Source organism: Variovorax sp. LG9.2, assembly GCF_035018885.1.
Lineage (GTDB): Bacteria > Pseudomonadota > Gammaproteobacteria > Burkholderiales > Burkholderiaceae_C > Variovorax.
This window is the reverse complement of record NZ_JASJXB010000002.1, coordinates 197,262-217,862: the sequence shown is the minus strand read 5'-3', so window position 1 is coordinate 217,862 and position 20,601 is coordinate 197,262. Positions and strand designations below refer to the sequence as shown.

17 protein-coding genes and 1 tRNA gene are annotated in these 20,601 nt (G+C 62.6%); 10 read left to right on the top strand and 8 right to left on the bottom strand.

All coding sequences use genetic code 11. From position 1 onward, the window contains the following. Nucleotides 1-17: 17 nt before the first annotated feature. Nucleotides 18-2,336 carry an arginine/lysine/ornithine decarboxylase gene (locus QN413_RS03120; RefSeq protein ID WP_323495184.1) on the bottom strand — a complete coding sequence of 773 codons (2,319 nt, stop codon included), beginning with the start codon at nucleotides 2,334-2,336 and terminating at the stop codon, nucleotides 18-20. 106 nt (nucleotides 2,337-2,442) lie between these two features. Between QN413_RS03120 and QN413_RS03115 the strand changes: the two genes are divergently transcribed. The 3 genes from QN413_RS03115 (at nucleotide 2,443) to QN413_RS03105 (ending at nucleotide 3,931) form a co-directional block, all read left to right on the top strand. After that, on the top strand, nucleotides 2,443-2,868 hold the full coding sequence (locus QN413_RS03115; protein WP_187052101.1) for an NfeD family protein: 426 nt from the start codon (nucleotides 2,443-2,445) through the stop codon (nucleotides 2,866-2,868). 26 nt (nucleotides 2,869-2,894) lie between these two features. Continuing rightward, a complete protein-coding gene (locus QN413_RS03110) occupies nucleotides 2,895-3,827 on the top strand; it encodes an SPFH domain-containing protein (protein WP_187052102.1) in 933 nt (310 codons plus the stop codon). A 14-nt stretch (nucleotides 3,828-3,841) separates the two neighbouring features. Next, nucleotides 3,842-3,931: transfer RNA gene (locus QN413_RS03105), tRNA-Ser, on the top strand. An 89-nt stretch (nucleotides 3,932-4,020) separates the two neighbouring features. Here the strand turns inward: QN413_RS03105 and QN413_RS03100 are convergent. The 6 genes from QN413_RS03100 to QN413_RS03075 all read right to left on the bottom strand — a co-directional run bounded on the left by QN413_RS03100 (nucleotide 4,021) and on the right by QN413_RS03075 (nucleotide 10,028). After that, the gene (locus QN413_RS03100; RefSeq protein ID WP_323495183.1) at nucleotides 4,021-4,665 is read right to left on the bottom strand and encodes a c-type cytochrome; all 645 of its coding nucleotides are present in this window, start codon (nucleotides 4,663-4,665) and stop codon (nucleotides 4,021-4,023) included. Nucleotides 4,666-4,697: 32 nt separating this feature from the next. Next, the gene (locus QN413_RS03095; RefSeq protein WP_323495182.1) at nucleotides 4,698-5,981 is read right to left on the bottom strand and encodes a PQQ-dependent sugar dehydrogenase; all 1,284 of its coding nucleotides are present in this window, start codon (nucleotides 5,979-5,981) and stop codon (nucleotides 4,698-4,700) included. A gap of 162 nt (nucleotides 5,982-6,143) precedes the next feature. Continuing rightward, nucleotides 6,144-7,358 (bottom strand): branched-chain amino acid ABC transporter substrate-binding protein, encoded by a 1,215-nt coding sequence (locus tag QN413_RS03090; RefSeq protein WP_323495181.1) that lies wholly within the window; start codon nucleotides 7,356-7,358, stop codon nucleotides 6,144-6,146. 138 nt (nucleotides 7,359-7,496) lie between these two features. Then, the gene (locus QN413_RS03085; RefSeq protein WP_323495180.1) at nucleotides 7,497-8,057 is read right to left on the bottom strand and encodes a hypothetical protein; all 561 of its coding nucleotides are present in this window, start codon (nucleotides 8,055-8,057) and stop codon (nucleotides 7,497-7,499) included. Beyond that, the gene (locus QN413_RS03080; RefSeq protein WP_187052104.1) at nucleotides 8,057-8,494 is read right to left on the bottom strand and encodes a DNA polymerase III subunit chi; all 438 of its coding nucleotides are present in this window, start codon (nucleotides 8,492-8,494) and stop codon (nucleotides 8,057-8,059) included. The genes QN413_RS03085 and QN413_RS03080 overlap by 1 nt, the downstream gene beginning before the upstream one ends. Before the next feature lie 28 nt (nucleotides 8,495-8,522). Further along, the gene (locus QN413_RS03075; RefSeq protein WP_323495179.1) at nucleotides 8,523-10,028 is read right to left on the bottom strand and encodes a leucyl aminopeptidase; all 1,506 of its coding nucleotides are present in this window, start codon (nucleotides 10,026-10,028) and stop codon (nucleotides 8,523-8,525) included. Nucleotides 10,029-10,049: 21 nt separating this feature from the next. On the opposite strand from QN413_RS03075, the gene lptF reads away from it, so the two are divergent. From lptF to QN413_RS03045, 6 genes are all read left to right on the top strand, one after another. Beyond that, complete coding sequence (gene lptF, locus QN413_RS03070; RefSeq protein WP_323495178.1) at nucleotides 10,050-11,171, top strand: LPS export ABC transporter permease LptF; 1,122 nt, start codon at nucleotides 10,050-10,052, stop codon at nucleotides 11,169-11,171. After that, nucleotides 11,168-12,274, top strand: coding sequence for an LPS export ABC transporter permease LptG (lptG, locus tag QN413_RS03065; RefSeq protein WP_323495177.1), 1,107 nt, complete (start codon nucleotides 11,168-11,170; stop codon nucleotides 12,272-12,274). Before lptF ends, lptG begins: the two co-directional genes overlap by 4 nt. Before the next feature lie 2 nt (nucleotides 12,275-12,276). Then, complete coding sequence (locus QN413_RS03060) at nucleotides 12,277-12,651, top strand: CbiX/SirB N-terminal domain-containing protein (RefSeq protein WP_323495176.1); 375 nt, start codon at nucleotides 12,277-12,279, stop codon at nucleotides 12,649-12,651. 64 nt (nucleotides 12,652-12,715) lie between these two features. Next, nucleotides 12,716-13,657, top strand: coding sequence for a CysB family HTH-type transcriptional regulator (locus QN413_RS03055; protein WP_323495175.1), 942 nt, complete (start codon nucleotides 12,716-12,718; stop codon nucleotides 13,655-13,657). Next, on the top strand, nucleotides 13,654-14,817 hold the full coding sequence (locus QN413_RS03050) for a pyridoxal phosphate-dependent aminotransferase (protein WP_323495174.1): 1,164 nt from the start codon (nucleotides 13,654-13,656) through the stop codon (nucleotides 14,815-14,817). The genes QN413_RS03055 and QN413_RS03050 overlap by 4 nt, the downstream gene beginning before the upstream one ends. 107 nt (nucleotides 14,818-14,924) lie before the next feature. After that, nucleotides 14,925-15,083 (top strand): DUF3309 family protein, encoded by a 159-nt coding sequence (locus QN413_RS03045; protein ID WP_187052111.1) that lies wholly within the window; start codon nucleotides 14,925-14,927, stop codon nucleotides 15,081-15,083. Nucleotides 15,084-15,162: 79 nt separating this feature from the next. Here QN413_RS03045 and hrpA read toward each other — a convergent pair whose 3' ends face one another. Then, nucleotides 15,163-19,170 (bottom strand): ATP-dependent RNA helicase HrpA, encoded by a 4,008-nt coding sequence (gene hrpA / locus QN413_RS03040; RefSeq protein ID WP_323495173.1) that lies wholly within the window; start codon nucleotides 19,168-19,170, stop codon nucleotides 15,163-15,165. Between the two features lie 78 nt (nucleotides 19,171-19,248). On the opposite strand from hrpA, the gene argA reads away from it, so the two are divergent. After that, nucleotides 19,249-20,595 (top strand): amino-acid N-acetyltransferase, encoded by a 1,347-nt coding sequence (gene argA / locus QN413_RS03035; RefSeq protein WP_323495172.1) that lies wholly within the window; start codon nucleotides 19,249-19,251, stop codon nucleotides 20,593-20,595. Nucleotides 20,596-20,601: the final 6 nt, after the last annotated feature.

Here is a 20,601-nt window from a genome sequence, read left to right as displayed (position 1 = left end):
GATCGTCGAGCGCCCGGTCAGTCCGACGCCGTGACAGCAGCAACAGGTGCTGCGACGCAATCCGCGTAGTAGCGCTTCTTGCCCGTTTCGTCGACCTTCGCCACCAAGCCGTGGATATCGGTTTCGAAACCCGGGCACTCGGTGTTGAACTCGCGCGCAAAACGCAGGTAGTCGACGATCTTCTTGTTGAAGACCTCACCCGGAATGAGCAACGGGATGCCCGGTGGGTAGGGCGTGATCAGGCTCGTCGTGATGCGCCCCTCGAGGAAGTCGATCTCGACGCGCTCGGTCTTGCGGTGCGCGATGTGCGCGAAGGCATCGCTCGGCTTCATGGCAGGTGTCAAGTCGCTCAGATACATCTCGGTGGTGAGCTTGGCCACGTCGAAGCGCGCATAGAGCTTGTGTATGTGTTGGCACAACTCGCGCAGGCCGAGGCGCTCGTAACCCGGATGACTCTGGCAGAACTCGGGAAGGATGCGCCACATCGGCTGATTGCGTGCGTAGTCGTCCTTGAACTGCTGCAGCGCCGTGAGCAGCGTGTTCCAGCGGCCCTTGGTGATGCCGATGGTGAACATGATGAAGAAGCTGTAGAGCCCGGTCTTCTCGACGATGACGCCGTGCTCGGCCAGAAACTTGGTCACCACGCTGGCGGGGATGCCGGTGTCCGCGAAGTTGCCTTCGAGGTCGAGGCCGGGCGTGACGATGGTCGACTTGATTGGGTCGAGCATATTGAAGCCATCGGCCAAATCGCCGAAGCCGTGCCAGTTGCGCGGTGACTTCTTGGTCTTGCGCTTGGCCTCTTTCTCGCCCTTCATGATCCAGTCTTCCGCGCGACCGATGCCTTCGTCGACGAGCTTCTCCGGTCCCCACACCTTGAACCACCAATCGTCCTTGCCAAACTCCTCTTCGACCTTGCGCATGGCACGGCGGAAATCGAGCGCCTCCAGGATGCTTTCTTCGACCAGCGCGGTGCCGCCGGGCGGCTCCATCATGGCGGCGGCCACGTCGCAGCTGGCGATGATCGCGTACTGCGGGCTGGTCGACGAGTGCATCAGGTAAGCCTCGTTGAAGAGGTCACGATCGAGCGCGCGGTTCTGCGAATCCTGCACCAGCACATGGCTGGCCTGGCTGATCCCGGCCAGCAGCTTGTGGGTTGATTGCGTCGCGAACACCAGCGAATCTTTGGGCCGCACGCGGCGCTTGCCCATCGCGTGGTAGGCGCCATAGAACGGATGGAACGCCGCGTGCGGCAACCATGCCTCGTCGAAATGCAGCGTATCGACATAGCCGTCGAGCATGTTCTTGATGGTCTCGGTGTTGTAGATCACGCCGTCGTAGGTCGACTGCGTGAGCGTCATCACGCGCGGCTTCACGGTCTCGGGGTCGCGGTCTTTCAACAGCGGGTTCGCCTTGATCTTGGCCTTGATCGCGCTCTTCTCGAACTCGCTCTTGGGTATCGGTCCGATGATGCCGAAGTGGTTGCGCGTGGGCTTCATGAAGACGGGGATCGCGCCCGTCATGATGATCGCGTGCAGGATGGATTTATGGCAGTTGCGGTCGACCACCACCACGTCGTCGGGCGCCACCGTGTGGTGCCACACCATCTTGTTGCTGGTGCTGGTTCCGTTGGTCACGAAGAAGCAATGGTCGGCGTTGAAGATGCGCGCCGCATTGCGTTCGCTGGCCGCCACCGGGCCGGTGTGGTCGAGCAACTGCCCCAACTCTTCGACCGCGTTGCACACGTCGGCACGCAACATGTTCTCGCCGAAAAACTGATGGAACATGCGCCCCACCGGGCTCTTCAAGAACGCCACGCCACCCGAATGGCCCGGGCAATGCCAAGAGTACGAGCCGTCTTCGGCGTAGTCGATCAGCGCCTTGAAGAACGGCGGCTGCACGCCCTCCAGATAGCTTTTGGCTTCGCGGATGATGTGGCGCGCCACGAACTCCGGTGTGTCCTCGAACATGTGGATGAAGCCGTGCAACTCGCGCAGGATGTCGTTGGGGATGTGACGCGCCGTCTTGGTTTCGCCGTAGATGTAGATCGGCACGTCGGCGTTCTTGCGCCGCACCTCTCCGATGAAGGTGCGCAGATTGAGCACCGCAGGATCGAGGTCGGGGCCAACGGTGAACTCCTCGTCATCGATCGACAGGATGAACGCGCTGGCGCGGCTTTGCTGCTGCGCGAACTGGCTCAGGTCGCCGTAGCTCGTCACGCCCAGCACCTCGAAGCCCTCGCCGACGATCGCCTCCGCCAATGCGCGAATGCCAAGGCCCGAGGTGTTCTCGGCGCGGTAGTCCTCGTCGATGATGACGATCGGAAAACGAAATTTCATGTGCGGGGTCCGGCAGGCAAAAGAGCCGCGAAGTGTAAGGAATTCGCGTGACGGCTGCCGGACCATCTATCAGACAATGGGGGCCAACAACAACGAAGAGGCTTCAATGGCGAACTCATCGGTCTGGTGGCTCATTGCGGGCGCGGCCATCGTGCTGGAGTTGCTGTCGGGCACCGTCTACCTTTTGCTGCTGAGCGCGGGCTTCGCTTCGGCTGCCATCGCGGCGCATCTGGGCTTCGGTCTGACCACCCAAATCATCGTCGCTGCAATCGTCGGCGTAGGCGCCGTCCTTACCTGGCATCTGATTCGACGTGGTCGCCCTGCCCCGCTCGACAGTGCATCGAACCCCGACGTGAACATGGACATCGGAGAAAAGGTGCAGGTCGATGCGTGGAACTCCGACGGCACGGCGACGGTCCGCTACCGAGGCGCGCAATGGACCGTGGTGCCGCGCCCCGGCCACACGCCAGCGCCAGGAGAGCACCGCGTGACCGAAGTCATCGGCAGCCGGCTGGTCGTCGACAAGATCTAAAGAACATAAACCCAAGGAGATAGCAGATGGATTACGCAGTCCCCCTCGTCATATTGATCATCGCAGTGATCTTCATCAGCCAGTCCGTGAAATTCGTGCCGCAGCAAAACGCCTGGGTGCGCGAGCGCCTCGGCAAGTACCACAGCACGATGACGCCTGGCGCCAACTTCCTTATTCCGTTCATCGACAAGGTCGCCTACAAGCACAGCCTGAAAGAAATCCCGCTCGATGTGCCGAGCCAGATTTGCATCACGCGCGACAACACGCAGTTGCAGGTCGACGGCATCCTGTACTTCCAGGTGACCGACCCGATGCGCGCGAGTTACGGTTCGTCGAACTACATCATGGCCGTCACCCAACTGGCGCAGACCTCTCTGCGTAGCGTGATCGGCAAACTGGAGCTCGACAAGACATTCGAGGAGCGCGACATCATCAACGCGCAAGTGGTGCAAGCCATCGACGAGGCCGCGCTCAACTGGGGCGTGAAGGTGCTGCGCTACGAGATCAAGGACCTGACGCCTCCAAAGGAAATTTTGCTGGCCATGCAGGCGCAGATCACCGCCGAGCGCGGCAAGCGCGCGCTCATCGCTGCCTCAGAAGGTCGTCGACAAGAGCAGATCAACATCGCGACCGGCGAGCGCGAGGCTTTTATCGCGCGCTCCGAAGGCGAGAAGCAGGCGCAGATCAATAACGCCCAGGGCGAGGCGGCTGCCATCACCGCAGTCGCTGATGCAACGGCTTTTGCCATCGAGCGTGTCGCCGCTGCGATCCGCCAGCCGGGCGGTGAACAAGCTGTGCAGCTGAAGGTCGCCGAGCGCGCAATCGATGCCTACAGCAAGGTAGCAGCCGATTCGAAGACCACGCTGATCGTGCCCAGCAACATGACCGAGACCTCGGCGCTCATCGCATCGGCTATGCGAATGGTGCAAGCCGCAAAAACCAGTCCCGGAGCCGGTTAGAATCACTGCCAGCTGGAGCGGTGGATGAGCGGTTTAAGTCGCACGCCTGGAAAGCGTGTGAGGGTTAATACCCTCCGCGGGTTCGAATCCCGCCTGCTCCGCCAGCGATGCGATTCACGTCGCATCAGGTCATTCCAAAAACCTGCTGAAAGCCCCGTTCGCGGGGCTTTTTTGCGTCTGGGCTCGGAGGAGCCTAGTGGTATTGCGCCATGAAATTTGCCAACGCGCGCAGCTGGTCGTCCGCCAGCGGATACACCACATCGGCCATCGCGGCCACGCCGCCGCCGGTTCGCTTGCCGGCCTTGAAGTCGCGCAACGCCTTGAGCAAATAGTCTTCGCGCTGGTTAGCAGTTCGCGGCGTTGCCTGGGTGCCCGAATAGTCGTCCTTGTGGCACGAGGCACAGCGGTTTTGTTGCGCCAGTTTGAGGCCGACCGAGTACATCGACTGATCGCCCGAAGCTGTGGCGCGCGGCGGTGGCGCCATAGCGGCAAAGTGCTTGGACAGCACCCGGATGTCATCGTCGCTCAGACTCGCCGCCAGTGGCTGCATCACCGCGGACTTGCGTGTGCCCGTCCTGAAGTAAACCAGTTGCCACTGCAGAAAACTTTCCGGTTGACCTGCCAGCGACGGCGTCTCCGGCATCTGCGAAATGCCGACGGTGCCATGGCACGCGATGCATGTTTCTGCCTTGGCCGACGCAGCGGGCAAGTCGGCAGCGTGAGCCGCGCCGCTCAACGCAGCTGACGTTGCCAACGCGGCGAACGCGGCCAACGCCACTGTTCCGAACCCTGCCCTCATGCGCGCGGCCCACAGCCGCACCGGTGCCATCACACCCATCGCTTTACTCCAGCCATTGAGCGCGCCTCTCGTTATTTGCCGTAGCTGATGCGATACACCGCACCCGCCCAGTCGTCAGCGACGAGCAGCGATCCATCGGCCGCCACCACCACGTCCGCCGGCCGACCGCTGTAAGCCTGATCACCCGTGATCCAGCCGGTTGCGAACGTCTGCTGCTTGATCTTCTTCCCCTGCGCATCGGTCGTGACGCGGACGATCTCGCCGCCCCTGTACTTGTGACGGTTCCATGAGCCGTGGTTGGCAATGAAGATGTTGTTGGCGTACTCGGCCGGGAATTGCTTGCCGGTGTAAAACTTCATCCCGAGTGGCGCCACGTGCGCGCCGAGCTTCAAGGCCGGTGGCGTGAATTCGGAGCACTTGTGGCCCATCGCGTATTTGGGGTCGGGCATGTCGCCCTGGTGGCAATACGGATAGCCGTAGTGCGCGCCGATTTTCGCCACATGGTTGAGCTTGTCGCTGGGCATGTCGTCGCTGACCCAGTCACGCGCATTCTCGGTAAACCAGTAGTCGCCGGTGCGCGGATCGATGTCGCCGCCCACGCTGTTGCGCACGCCGATGGCGACCATCTCCGCCTCGCCGGTTGCCGGATTGATGCGCCGCACTTGCGACAGGCTCGTTGGCGGCAAGCACACGTTGCACGGCGGGCCAAAGGGCACGTAGAGCCAGCCCTGTTTGTCGAAGGTCAGGTACTTCCAGCCGTGGGCTGCATAGGCCGGCATGTCGTTGTAGACGACCTTGCCTTCGGGCATCTTGTCCAAGTTGGCTTCGGCGTTCTCGTACTTCAGGATCCTGTCGATATCGACCACGTACAGCGAGCCATCGCGAAACGCGACGCCCGTCGGCATCTTCAGCCCGGTGATGATCGGCTTCACGGTCTTGCCGTTGTCTGTAATCGCATACACGGTGCCTACGCCGAACGAGCCGACAAAGAGCGTGCCCTTGTCGCCCCACGTCATCTGGCGTGCGCTGTTGACGCCGGCCGCATACACACTGATCTTGAAACCCTTGGGAAGCTTGATGGCCTTGAGGTTCTTTTCGAGGTCGGCCATCGATGCCGGCAAGGCTGGACCGGATGGCGGCGCCAGACCTTTCTGGGATTCGGTTTCGTCACCGAGAAACCAGTCCGCGGGCGGATGTTCCCAGAAGTCTTTTTTGGTGGAGTCGTAGCTCTTGACTGCCTGAGCCTGGGCTTGGGTAGCCGGCAGCATGAAGAGCGCGGCGCACACGCTCGCCACACTGGCCATGGCACCCAGACCGAGCGGCCGAGCGATGGCACCTGTCACTGAATTGCGCATTTTTGTCTCCTGTTTGTTGTTTGAATGGCAGGTTGATAAAAACACGCCGCTCCTCCGAGCACATCTGTCGTTTTCCCTTACCGACAATGAGGTCGAAAGACCTCTTTTCTCTGCACAAAGAAAAAGAGGCCCGAAGGCCCCTTTCTCGATTGCCGCGAAGGCTTAGCGAACGACAGCGATCTGTTCGCGCTTGCCGGCCTTGTACGTGTACAGAGTCAGCGCGCCGTTCTTGATGTCGCCCTTTTCGTCGAAGGCGATCGGGCCGGTCACGCCCTTGTAGTTGGTCTTGCCAACTTCAGGCAGGTACTTTTCCGGCTCCGACGAACCGGCGCGGACCATGGCGTCGGCCAGGATCTCGACGGCGTCGTACACGTACGGTGCATAGATCTGCACGTCGACGCCGTTCTTGGCCTTGAAGTCGGCCTTGAACTTTTCCAGAGGCGCCTTGAAGTCGCCGTCGACACCGCCGGCTTCGGCGCAAACCACCATGTCCTCACCAATCGCATCGCCGGCCAGCTTGGCCAGTTCGCCAGTGCACAGGCCGTCGCCGCCCATGAACTTGACGGTCATGCCGAGTTGCTTGACCTGCTTGAGCATCGGGCCGGCGACCGCGTCCATGCCGCCGAAGAACAGCACGTCGGGCTTGGTGCCCTTGAGCTTGGTCAGGATGGCATTGAAGTCGGTCGACTTGTCCGTCGTGAACTCATGGCCGACGATGGTGCCGCCCGCCGCCTTGACCGACTTTTCGAACTCTTCAGCCACACCCTGGCCATAAGCGGTGCGGTCGTCGATCACGGCAATATTCTTGCCCTTGAGCGTTTCGACTGCGTACTTGCCCAGCGTGCCGCCGAGTTGCGTGTCGTCAGCCACCACGCGGAACGTGGTCTTGAAGCCTTGACGCGTGTACTTGGGGTTGGTTGCCGATGGCGAGATCTGCGGAATGCCAGCGTCGCTGTACAACTTGGAAGCCGGGATGGTGGTGCCCGAGTTCAAGTGACCGACCACGCCGTTGACCTTGGCATCGACCAGCTTTTGTGCCACTGCCGTGCCCTGCTTCGGATCGCCAGCGTCATCTTCTGCGAGCAATTCGAAGTGGGCAACCTTGTCGCCGATCTTCAGATTGCGCGAGTTCAAATCTTCGATGGCCATCTTGGCGCCGAACTCGTTGTCCTTGCCGAGGTGAGCGATCGGACCGCTGGTCGGGCCGACGTGACCGATCTTGACGATCAGTGTGTCGGCAGGAGGGGCTGCTGCCGGTGCGGCTGCAGTGGTGGTTGCAGGCGCAGCAGCAGGAGCGGCAGCTTCTTCTTTTTTGCCGCAAGCCGCTAGCGTCAGTGCAGCCATAGCGACCGCAGTCACAGTCCATTTCAATTGCATGGGAAACCTCCAGAACATTGATGAAGAATTAAGTAAAAACCGGTCTTTCGATCCGGGCGGGAAATCCGACAAATTTATTCAGCAAGTTTCGCGCCGCGGACCGGGGACGCCCCTGCGCCAGCCGACCCGGCGCGCAGTTTAGCCGACGGATTGTGGGCCGAAGGCTGGCACAGACCCTGTGTTGTCGGAAAGCTCTTTCGACAGCGCCTCGACCACCAGCGAACGCAAGACGCCTTCAATTTCGCTTCGCAAGCGCGGCACCATCGCATCGAGCTGTTGCTGAACTGCAGCTGACACCGCGTCGCTCAAACGCTCCTCCAATGACAGGTCGATACGCTGCAGCACGCGGTGCATCAATTGCTCTTCGAGGCCGAACGCATCGGCGTCCGACAAGGCATGGACATCGATGGCGATTCGGTTTTCCGGCGGCGGGCTGGAGGCTGCGTCCAAAGCGATGGGCGCAGGCGGCTCGGCTACGTACGCCTCATCCGCTGTCTGCGCCACGTCCGCGGCGATACCGACCATCGCCGTTGCAATCGCGGCCTGGCGTGCCTCCGCCGACGGCGTGTGCTGTGCCTCTTCTTCGGACATCAGGGGCAGCGGAAGCGGCGATGGCAGCGCGCGCGGCTCATCAGGCATGTCGAGCACCGTGGTCAGCGTCGGCACGAAGCGCGGCGGCGTGCGCTGGTTGCTGGCCATCAGGCAGTTGCCTCCCCGAAGTCGTGCCGCTTGATTGAATAACCGCGGTCGGCATAGTGCCGCCAGCGCGCACGTGCCAGTTGCCGGTCTTGTGCATCGCTGCTAACGATGTCGATCAGTCGATCGAAACGCTCGAATCCAATCGGCAACGCGTTGCCCAGATTGACCAGCACCTGTCGATGGGGCGGCGTCCCCATGTCGGCGCCCATGAGCACCACGGGCGAGCGCGCCACCACGTGCGGTGCACTGTCTGCCCGGCAATGCGGCACGAAGTCGACTGCCGAAAAGTCCCACAGCGCAGCATCGATCGCATCGAGCGTTGCGGCATCCGCCACCACCACAAGCCTCGCATCGTGCTTGCCGACGGCCTTGCGCAACAGCCGGCAGGCGTGGTGCACCTTGTTCGGCGCGTTGAAATGAAAGTCGATTTCGGTCACGCGGCGATCGTTTGACAGATCGGAAGAATCAAGCGCCAGGACGCGCTTTGCGGCCGGCCTTGCGCGGCGCCACAGCCGGCGTGGCTGCGATCGACATGCCGACGCGACTGACCAGATAAGACACCAGCAAGCCGACCGGCCGACCGGTCGATCCTTTGGCGGCGCCGCTCTTCCACGCACTGCCGGCAATGTCCAGATGGGCCCATGGAAACCCGTCGACGAAGCGCTGCAAAAACTTGGCCGCCGTCACCGCACCGCCGGCGCGGCCCGCGATATTGGCGACGTCTGCAAAGTGGGTCTTCAGGCCCTCGGCGTATTCGTCATCGAGCGGCATGCGCCAGCAGCGGTCGAGCGATTGCTCGCCGGCGGTTTCAAGCGCCTTCGCCAACACGTCGTCCGGTGAAAACAAGCCGCTGCGCACGCCACCCAATGCGACAACGCAAGCGCCCGTGAGCGTCGCGATGTCGATGACCGCCGCCGGCTTGAAGCGCTTCGCATAGGTCAGCGCGTCGCACAGGATGAGGCGCCCTTCTGCATCGGTGTTCAGCACTTCGATGGTCTGACCGCTCATGCTCGTGACGACATCGCCCGGCTTCAGCGCCTTGCCGTCGTTCATGTTTTCGCACGAAGGAATCAGCCCGACCACGTTGATGGCCGGCTTGAGTTCGCCCAGTGTGCGGAACACGCCGAGCACGCTCGCCGCGCCGCACATGTCGAACTTCATCTCGTCCATTTCGGCAGCCGGCTTGAGCGAGACGCCGCCGGTGTCAAAGGTGATGCCCTTGCCGACGAGCACGACGGGCGCTTCGTCTTTGGCGCCGCCGCTGTACTGCAGCACGATGAAGCGCAGCGGCTCCGACGAGCCTTGCGCCACCGCTGCAAAAGAGCCCATGCCGAGTTTGGCGACCTCTTTCGGGCCGAGCACCTCGCACTTGATGCGCGGCAGATCGGCCAGCTCTTTGGCGGCGTCTGCCAGCATCGTCGGGGTGCAATAGTTGGCCGGGCGGTTGCCCCACTCCTTGGCCAGTTCGATGCCCGAGATTGTCGCGTTCGCTTCGGCAAATGCGCCGGCCAGCGACGCGGCGTCCGGCACGCCGAGCGTCACATGCCGCAGCGTGCGCGGCTCGGGCTTCGACTTGGTGGTCGTGTAGACGTAGCTGGCATCGGCGGCGGCGAGCATCGCGCTGTGCAGCGCGCCGGCCTCAGGCGCTTTCGCGAAGACCATGACCAGGCGTTTGGTGCCGACGCCTTTCGCAGCGTTGATTGCGGCGATCACCGCGCTGCGAACCTGCGCCGGCTGACCGTTGCCAATCGACGCAAGGACGACGCGCGGCGCGGCAATGCCGACCGGGTGATACAGGCTCAGCAGCTTGCCGGCCTTGTCGGGGAAGTCGCCGGCGAGTCGCGCGGCGGCAGCGATGACCGACAAAGCATCGTTGTCCGCGACGGCACCCTCGGGCACGAGGAAGACAAGCGCGTCGGCTTTTTCGGATGCAGCCAGGCTGCTGGTGAGGGTCTTGAGTTGGAAGTCCATAATCCTTTTTTTCCCTCGACGATGTTATTCCATTCCTCCCTACGTAGAGAGTTGTCTCGCAGCTTCGGCGCGACACTCGTCGTGCTGGTCACCATCGTGATGACCATGATGCTGATCCGTACGCTCGGGTTGGCCGCCAAAGGCAGTGTCAACCCATCCGAGGTGTTCCTCGTGATGAGTTACACGGTGCTCGGGTACCTGCCGACCATCCTTAGCCTGAGCCTTTTCGTCTCGATCGTCGGCACCTTGTCGCGCATGTACCGTGACAGCGAAATGGTGATCTGGTTTTCCAGCGGCCGGGGTCTGGCGGACTTCGTGAAGCCGATCTTCAGCTTCGCCTGGCCGGTGCTGTTGCTCATCCTGGCGCTTGCGCTCGTCGGCTGGCCCTGGGCCAATTCGCAGACACAGGGGATGCGCGCCCAGTACGAGCGCCGCAGCGACATAGAGCGGGTATCGCCCGGCGAGTTCGTCGAATCGGCGGGCCGCATGCGGGTCTTCTTCATCGACAAGGACACACCCAATGCCGACACCGCATCCAACGTGTTCATTTCATCGATCGAGCGCAGCCGGCAGATCGTCACGTCGGCGCGAAGCGGCCATATGGAAGACATCGACAAGGCGCGCTATCTGATGCTGGAAAATGGCCAGCGCGTCGAACGCCCGCTCGACAATTCGGGCCTCAAGATCAGCGAGTTCAAGACCTATGGCGCCCGAACCGGAGTCAACACCTCCGACTCGGCCGATGACGCTCCCGCGCGTTCGCGTCCCACCCTCATGTTGTTGGCGCGACCCACGCCGGAAAACATGGGTGAACTCGGCTGGCGCATCGGCATGCTGCTGGCTGGCATCAACTTTGTGCTGCTGGCTTTGACGCTTTCGAGCGTGAATCCGCGAGTCGGCCGCAGCGGCAACCTGCTCTTCGCGCTGTTCGCATTCGTCGTCTATTACAACCTCATCAATCTTGGCCAGGGCTGGGTGATGTCGGGGCGTTACAGCTTCGTCGGCTTCATGGTGGCGCTGCACGGCGGCGTGCTGGCTATCAGCCTGACTTGGCTGTCAGCGCGCCATCAAAGCTGGAGCCTGCGACGGCTGTTCCAACCTGCACCTGCGCGCTCGCATTCGTCTGCGTCATCGTCCACGTGAAAACAATTCGTCGCCTGATCTACGCCGAAGTGCTGAAGGCGGTTGCTTTCGTCACCCTCGGCTTCTTGAGCCTGTTCTTTTTCTTCGACTTCGTCGACGAGCTTTCCGGAATCGGTAAAACGGGCCTGGGATACGGCCTGCCGCAGGCGCTTCTTTTCGTGACTTTGCAAATCCCGGGACATCTGTACGAGCTGCTGCCCATCGCGGTATTGATCGGCACGATTTTCGTCATGGCGCGGCTCGCGCAAAGCTCCGAATACACGATCCTCCGCACCAGCGGACTGGGCCCCTGGCGCGCCTTGCGCACGTTGCTTGTGCTGGGCCTTGGATTCGTCGTGCTTACCTTTGCCATCGGCGATTACGTGGCACCTTTCACGGGCAGCACGGCACAACTTCTGAAGGCACGCTATCAGGGTTACATAGCGACCGCCGGCATCACCGGTGCATGGCTGAAAGAACGGCGCGACGACAAGTCGTACGCCGTCAATGTCGCGTCGATTCGGCGCGATGGCACCTTGACCAACCCGCGCATTTTCGAATTCGATGCCGATGGCTTCATTGCCAAACAAATATCTGCAGCCTCTGCGCGCGTCGCGGGCAAAGAGTGGGTTCTCACCAACGTCGAGCAGCAAGACTACAACACGCGAAACACCGTCGACAAGGGCCGCATCGGCATGGTGCACATGCCTGAAATGCACTGGCCGACGACTCTCACCAACGAGATGGTGTCGGTCGCATTGCTCAAGCCAGAGCGCATGGCGACCATCGACCTCTTCGAGTACATCAGGCATCTCGATGCCAACGGACAGACCGCGCAACGCTACGAAATCGAGTTCTGGCGCAAAGTGTTCTATCCACTCTCGTGTCTGGTGATGGTGGTGCTGGCGCTGCCCTTCGCATATCTGCACTTTCGGCAAGCCGGCATCACGAGCTACGTGTTCGGCGGCGTGATGATCGGGATCAGTTTCTTCATGTTGAACAACGTTTTCGGCTATCTGGGGAACCTGAGCAACTGGTGGCCGTGGATGACGGCAGCAGCGCCGGGATTTATCTATTCCGTGATGTCGCTGGCAGCGTTCACATGGCTGGTATTGAGGCGTTAAGAATGAACGATGTGGTTATAGCTGGCATTGTTTTGTTCGCGCACGGCTCGAGAGACGCGCGGTGGCGCGCACCGGTCGAGGCCGTCGCGCGGCGCATGACCGAACTCTCGCCGGGTGCGCCGGTGGTTTGCGCCTACCTTGAGCTGATGGCGCCCGACTTGCCGACAGCTGCCGCAGGGCTGCTCGCACAAGGCGCACAGGCCGTGCGCATCGTTCCGCTCTTCTTGGGCATCGGCAAGCACGTTCGCGAGGACTTGCCGGGACTGATCGATGGACTGCGCGCCGCGCATCCCGGCGTCACGTTTTCGTTGCAAACGGCGGTCGGCGAAGACATTCGAGTCGTCGAACTGCTGGCGCAAATCGCCCTGCACGGCTGACCCTGCGCAACGCTCCATAGATTGCAGAAGGCATAATAAATCCGACAATAAGACGGAATTTGTTATGAATCTCCACCAGTTCAAGTTCGTGCAGGAAGCCGTGCGGCGTAACCTGAACCTGACCGAGGCCGCGAAGGCGCTTCACACCTCGCAACCCGGCGTCTCCAAAGCCATCATCGAGCTCGAAGAGGAGCTCGGGGTCGAGATCTTTGCGCGACACGGCAAGCGGCTCAAGCGTGTGACCGAGCCGGGCCAGCATGTGCTGGCCAGCATCGAGCTGATCATGCGCGAGGTCGGCAACCTGAAGCGCATCGGCGAGCAGTTCAGCGCCGAAGACAGCGGCACGCTGTCGATCGCCACCACCCACACCCAGGCGCGCTACGTGCTGCCGGTGCCGGTCGCCAAGCTGCGCGAGGCCTATCCGAAGGTGAACATGAGCCTGCACCAGGGTTCGCCCGATCAGGTGGCGCGCATGGTCATCGACGAGATCGCCGAGATCGGCATCGCCACCGAATCGCTGTCTGACTACAGCGAACTCGTCACCCTGCCCTGCTACGAGTGGCAGCACGTGCTGGTGCTGCCAAAGGACCACCCGCTGGCAGCCAAGGAGCGCGTGTCGCTCGAAGATTTGGCGACCGAGCCGCTTATCACATACCACCCGTCGTTCACCGGCCGCACGCGCATCGACGCGGCCTTCGCGCAGAAGAAGCTGACCCCGCGCATCGCGCTCGAAGCCATCGACTCCGACGTCATCAAGACCTATGTGCGCCTGGGCCTGGGCGTCGGCATCGTCGCGGAGATGGCGGTGCGCGACGACACCAATGCCGATTTGGTGGTCAAGCCGATGGGCCACATCTTCGGCACCAACATCGCTCGGGTCGCATTCAAGCGCAGCGCCTACATGCGCAATTTCGTCTTCAAATTTGCCGAGTTGCTGAGCGACCGGCTCGACCGCAACCTCATCGCCAAGGCCCTGTCGGGCCATCATCAAGACTACGAACTATGAGCGCTGTTCTTCGCACACCTGAAGTCGGTACCAAGCTACCTCAGGTCGGCACAACGATCTTCACCGTGATGTCGGCATTGGCCGCTGAAAAGGGTGCGGTCAATCTGGGTCAGGGCTTTCCGGATTTCAATTGCGACCCAAAGCTGATCGCAGACGTGACGGCAGCCATGGCGGCCGGCCACAATCAGTACCCGCCCATGCCGGGCATCGCCACACTGCGCGAGGCGATCGCTGCCAAGGTCACGGCGCTTTACGGCCACAGCTACAACGCGGCGAGCGAGATCACCGTCACTGCCGGTGCTACGCAGGCCATCATCACCGCCGTGCTGGCCGTCGTACGACCGGGCGATGAGGTCATCGTGCTGGAGCCTTGCTACGACAGCTACGTGCCCAACATCGAGCTGTCCGGCGGTACGGTGGTGCGTGTGCCCCTCACGCCAGGCACCTTCCGGCCCGACTTCGAAAAGATTTCCGCCGCGATGACACCGCGTACACGCGCCATCATTGTCAACTCGCCGCACAACCCGAGCGCGACCGTCTGGACCGAATACGAAATGCGCCAGCTCGAAGCGTTGCTGGCGCCGACCGAGGTGCTGCTCATCAGCGACGAGGTCTACGAGCACATGGTCTACGACGGTGCGCTGCATCAGAGTGCTGCCCGCTTTCCAGGCCTCGCGGCGCGCGCCTTCATCGTGAGCAGCTTTGGCAAGACCTATCACGTGACCGGCTGGAAGGTCGGCTACGTCGCGGCACCGGCCGTGCTCACGACCGAGTTCCGCAAGGTGCATCAGTTCAACGTGTTCACGGTCAACACGCCGATGCAGCACGCGCTGGCCAATTTCATGGGTGACGCGGCGCCCTACCTCGAACTGCCGGCGTTCTATCAGCACAAACGCGACCTGTTTGCCGCGGGCCTGGCAAAGACCCGCTTCAAGTTGCTGCCGAGCGCGGGCACGTACTTTCAGTGCGTCGACATCAGCGAAGTCAGCGACCTCGGCGAAGCCGACTTTTGCCAATGGCTGACCAGCGAGATCGGCGTGGCAGCCATTCCGCTGTCGGCCTTCTATGGCGACGGATTCGACCAGCGCGTGGTGCGCTTTTGCTTTGCCAAGAAAGACGAAACGCTCCAAACCGCGCTCGATCGGCTCGCCAGGCTCTGACACGTTTCGTAGGCGTCCCCTGACTGCCAAAGGCGATGCATTCCCTAGGCCGAAGGGGATAGCAGACAGAACATTGGAGCTCTTTTTAATGCCCTTCGGAGAACCCCATGTCTGTCTCGCTCATCGTGCTCGTCCTCGTCATCCTGCTGCTGGTTGGCGCCCTTCCTACTTGGGGCCACAGCCGCAATTGGGGCTACGGCCCGAGCGGCGGCCTGGGCTTGGTGCTGATCGTGGTCATCGTGCTGCTGCTGATGGGCCGCATATGAAGGCGGCTCGCTAAGACACTGAAGCCCGCTCCGGCGGGCTTTTTTGTGCGCGCTCGATGCTGCATTGCACGACTTGGCGTCACGTATGCAGTTGCGTCCAGGCCTTGTCGAGTCTCTTGATGCTCACCGGCTGCGGTGTGCGGAGTTCCTGCGCGAAGAAGCTGACGCGCAACTCCTCGAGCAGCCATCGAAATTCGCTCATACGCTCGTCCGTGACCCCCTTGCGCTCGGCGAAAAGGCGCCAGTAGCGCTGCTCCTGCGGCCTTAACTCAGCCAACTTGGCGGCGTCGCGGGCCGGGTCGGCACGCAGCTTGTCGAGCCGCAAGGTGATGGCCTTCAGGTAGCGCGCGAAGTGCTGTAATTGCGGCCAGGGCGTGTCGGCAAGAAAGCGCTTGCCCATCAGCCGTTGCAATTGCTGCGCGGAGTCCGTCGTGGCGTCGGGCTGCACCTTGGTGTCCTTGATCTTGCGCACCGCCACCGCATAGTCGACGAGGACGATGCCCGTCAGTCGTGCCACTTCGTTGGCTATCAAGGTAAGGCGGCCGCGGCCCTCTTCGATGCGCCGCTTGAAGGCGAACTCGTCGGTCGGCAGCGGCTCCTGCAGGAACGCCCGATCGAGCGCGACTTCGATGATTTGCAACCGCAATTCGTCGGCAGTGCCAAGCGACATGTACGCGACCGCCATCTTCGGCAAATCCGGGATGTTCTTTTCGAGGTACTTGAGCGCGTCTTTCAGCTGCAGCGCCACAAGCCGACGCAAGCCAGCACGGTGCTTCGCCGCTGCCACTGCTGGTTCGTCGAAGACCTCGATGGTGACTGCGTCGCCGGCATCCAGCAACGCCGGAAAACCGATCAGCGATTGCGAGCCGCGCCGGACTTCCATCAACTCCGGCAGCTCGCCGAAAGTCCATGCCGTGTAGCGCTGTCCTGCAGGCAGCGATGGTGTGGGCGTCGCACTGCTTCGAGCGCCCGGCTCGGCCTTTCCCGTCGGCGTCTTGCCGGCACCGGCGCGCGCATCTGAAGCATCCGGCGCCGTCGTGACCTTCACATTAAGCCCGGCCAACGCCTGGAACGCACCACGCGCCTGAGCGCCCAACTCGGCCTTCAGTGCGCCGAGGTTGCGCCCCATGCCGAGTTGACGTCCATGCTCATCGACCACCCGCAGGTTCATGAACAGATGCGGCGGAAGCATGTCGAGCTTGAAGTCGGCGCGCATCACATCGATGCTGGTCATGTCGCGCACGCGCTTCAGCAGCACATCCGTCAGCGCGCCGGCACCGAACACCTCGGGCACCGACAACGCTTCGAGCAGCTTTTCCGCCGTCGCGGGCAGCGGCACCAGCCGCGAGCGCGGACGCTGCGGCAGGCTCTTCAGCAGCGCCTGTATCTTGTCCTTCAGCATGCCGGTGACCAGCCACTCGCAGCGCTCTTCGCTCACCTGGTTGAGCACGAAGAGCGGCACGCTGACGGTGAGTCCGTCTTTCGCATCGCCCGGCTCGTGAAGATACGTCGCAGCGCAGTCGACACCACCCAGCCGCACCGTCGGCGGGAACGACTGCGTCGTGATGCCGGCTGCGGTGTGCCGCATCAGCTCGTCGCGCGTCAGATACAAGAGGCGCGGCTGATCGTGCGAAGCGTGCCGGTACCAGTTTTCGAAAGTGATGCCGCTCGCCACGTCAGCCGGCAACTGCGCGTCGTAGTACGCGTAGATGAGTTCGTCGTCGACCAGCACGTCCTGCCGGCGCGCCTTGTGTTCCAGTCCTTCGACCTCGCGCACCAGCTTGCGGTTGGCGACCAGAAACGGAAACCGGCTCTCCCACTGCCCGCCGACCAGCGCTTCGCGAATGAAGATTTCGCGGGCCGCCACCGGGTCGACTTTAGTGAAGTCGACGCGCCGACCGCTGTACACCACCAGGCCGTACAACGTCGCGCGTTCCAACGCGGACACCTGCGCGCCTTTCTTCTCCCAATGCGGATCGAGCAGCTGCTTTTTCAGCAGATGACCACCGACTTCTTCCAGCCATTGCGGCTCGATGTTGGCGATGCCTCGACCGAAAAGTCGCGTGGTTTCGACCAGCTCCGCCGCAACGATCCAGCGGCCCGGCTTCTTGCGCAAGTGCGCGCCCGGATGCGGATAGAACTTGATGCCCCGCGCGCCCAGGTAGTCACCGGACTGTCCTGAACCCGCTGACGGATCTTCCATTTTCCAGCCGACATTGCCGAGCAGTCCGGCCAGCATCGACAGGTGCAATGCGTCGTAGCTGGCCGGCTGCGGGTTGAGCGGCCATTTGTGCTCGGTAACGACCGTCAGCAGTTGCGAATGTGTGTCGCGCCATTCGCGAACGCGCCGTATGTTGACGAAGTTCTGCCGCAGCAACTGCTCGTATTGGCGGTTGCTGAGCTTGTGGGTCGGAGCGACCTCCGCGGCACTCACCGCTGCCGGCGCGGCCATGCGCTGGGCGATCGACAGCACGGCGACGCTGGGCCGCTTCGTCTCACTGCCGTGCATCTGCCGGCGCGTCATCGGTGCATTGCCGCCGCGCGCATCGCCGAGCCACTTCCACAGCGTCAGGTAGCCGCTGAACTCGCTCTTCTCGTCGTCGAACTTGGCGTGTGCCTGGTCGGCCTGCTGCTGCGCCTCCATCGGCCGGTCGCGCACGTCCTGCACGCTGAGGGCCGACGCGATCACCAGCACCTCTTCAAGCGCGCCACGTGACCGCGCTTCAAGAATCATTCGGCCGACGCGCGGGTCGAGCGGCAGGCGCGCCAACTCAGCACCGGTCGCGGTCAATTCGTTGTTGTCGTCGACCGCGCCCAGCTCGTTGAGCAGCTGATAGCCGTCGGAAATCGCGCGCGGCGATGGCGCTTCGAGAAACGGAAACTCCGACACGTCGCGCAGCCGAAGCGACTTCATCCGCAAGATGACGCCCGCCAGCGATGAGCGCAGGATTTCCGGGTCGGTGAAACGCGGCCGACCTTCGAAGTCTTTTTCGTCGTAGAGCCGGATGCAGATGCCGTCGGCGACACGGCCACAACGGCCGGCACGTTGGTTGGCCGCCGCCTGGCTGATCGGCTCGACCAGCAGCTGCTCGACCTTGCTGCGAAAGCTGTAGCGCTTGACGCGCGCCGTGCCGGTATCGATGACATAGCGCGTGCCTGGCACGGTGAGCGAGGTTTCGGCCACGTTGGTGGCCAGTACGATGCGCCGCCCGGTGTGGCCGTCGAAGATGCGGTCCTGCTCGGCCGGCGAGAGGCGCGCAAAGAGCGGTAGCACCTCGGCATTGCGCATCAGCGGGCTGTGGCTCAGATGCCCGCGCAGATAGTCCGCCGCCTCTCGGATCTCGCGTTCACCCGGCAAGAAGACCAGGATGTCGCCGACGTGGTGCGGATCGCGCCAGAGCTCGTCGACCCCATCGGCGATCGCGTTGTTGAGGTCGTACTCGCGCGACTCTTCGTACGGCCGGTAGCGCTGTTCGACCGGGAAGGTGCGACCCGAGACATAGATGATCGGCGCCGGCCCGTTGCGCGACGCAAAGTGCGTGGCAAAGCGGTCCGCGTCGATGGTGGCCGACGTCACGATGATCTTCAGGTCGGGCCGCCGCGGCAGGATCTCGCGCAAGTAGCCGAGCAAAAAGTCTATGTTCAACGACCGCTCGTGCGCCTCGTCGATGATGATCGTGTCGTAGGCCTTCAGTAACGGATCGGTCTGCGTCTCGGCCAGCAGGATGCCGTCGGTCATCAACTTGACCGAGGCGTCGCGGCTCAACCGGTCCTGAAACCGCACCTTGAAGCCGACCACGTCGCCGAGCGGTGTCTTAAGCTCTTCGGCGATGCGTTTGGCCACCGAGCTGGCTGCAATCCGTCGTGGCTGCGTGTGGCCGATGAGCTTGCCCTGCCCCGGCGGCTTGTTCAGCTTGCCGCGGCCGAGCAGCAAGGCGATCTTGGGCAGCTGCGTGGTCTTGCCCGAGCCGGTCTCTCCGCACACGATCACGACCTGGTTCGCCTCGATGGCAGCGGCAATTTCGTCGCGCCGGGCAGACACCGGCAGCGATTCGGGGAACTCGATCTTCAGTAGAGGCAACGACAAGGCGGGCAGTTCGGGGAAAATCGCCGATTATCTTGCGCCCGGCCAAATCGGCTTCTGCTTCGCACCGCCTACCCTTCAATGTCCACTGTCTTCAATTTCACCTTCGTGCCCTGGTTCCGTTCGGTGGCGCCCTACATCCATACGCATCGGGGCAAGACCTTCGTGGTGGCGCTGGCAGGCGAGGCGATCGCTGCGGGCAAGCTGCAGAACATCGCGCAGGACTTGGCGCTGATCCAGTCGATGGGCGTCAAGGTCGTGCTAGTGCACGGCTTTCGGCCGCAGGTCAACGAGCAGCTCCGCGCCAAGGGGCACGAAGCCAGGTATTCGCACGGCATGCGCATCACCGATGAGGTTGCGCTCGATTCGGCGCAGGAGGCTGCCGGCCAGCTGCGCTACGAGATCGAAGCCGCCTTCAGCCAGGGCCTGCCCAACACGCCGATGGCCGGGTCCACGGTGCGTGTGATCTCCGGCAACTTCATCACGGCCCGCCCCGTGGGCGTGGTCGACGGCGTTGACTTCAAGCATTCGGGGCTGGTGCGCAAGGTCGATGCGGTCGGTATCCGCCGCACGCTGGATTTCGGCGCGATGGTGCTGATGTCGCCCTTCGGTTTTTCGCCGACAGGTGAAGCTTTCAACCTGACGATGGAAGAGGTCGCGACCAGCGTGGCGATCTCGATCCAGGCCGACAAGCTCATCTTCTTGACCGAGGTTCCGGGCATTCGCATGGACAGCGAACTGCCGGAGAGCGAAGACAACCCGATCGACACCGAACTGCCGCTCGCCGCCGCTGAAAAGCTGCTGGCCTCGCTGCCGCCAGCACAGCGGCCAACCGACACGGCCTTCTATCTTCAGCATTGCGTGAAGGCATGCAAGGCAGGCGTCGAGCGAAACCACATCCTGCCCTTCGCGCTCGACGGCGCGCTACTGCTCGAGGTGTATGTGCACGACGGCGTCGGCACGATGGTGATCGACGAAAAGCTGGAGTCGCTGCGCGAAGCCACAGCAGACGACATCGGCGGCATCCTGCAACTGATCGAGCCCTTCGAGCGCGACGGCACGCTGGTCAAGCGCGACCGCACGGAGATCGAGCGCGACGTCGGCCAGTACACCGTCATCGAGCACGACGGCGTGATCTTCGGCTGCGCGGCGCTGTATCCGTACCCGGAGGCACGCACTGCCGAGATGGCTGCGCTGACGGTGTCACCCAGCGTTCAATCGCAAGGCGACGGCGAGCGCATCCTGAAGCGTGTCGAACAACGCGCCAAGGCGATGGGGCTCGAAAGCATCTTCGTGCTGACGACGCGCACCATGCACTGGTTCATCAAGCGCGGCTTCGAGCAGGTCAATCCGGAGTGGCTGCCTGATGCGCGCAAGCGCAAGTACAACTGGGATCGCAAGAGCCTTGTGTTGGTAAAGAAGCTGTGATGTAAG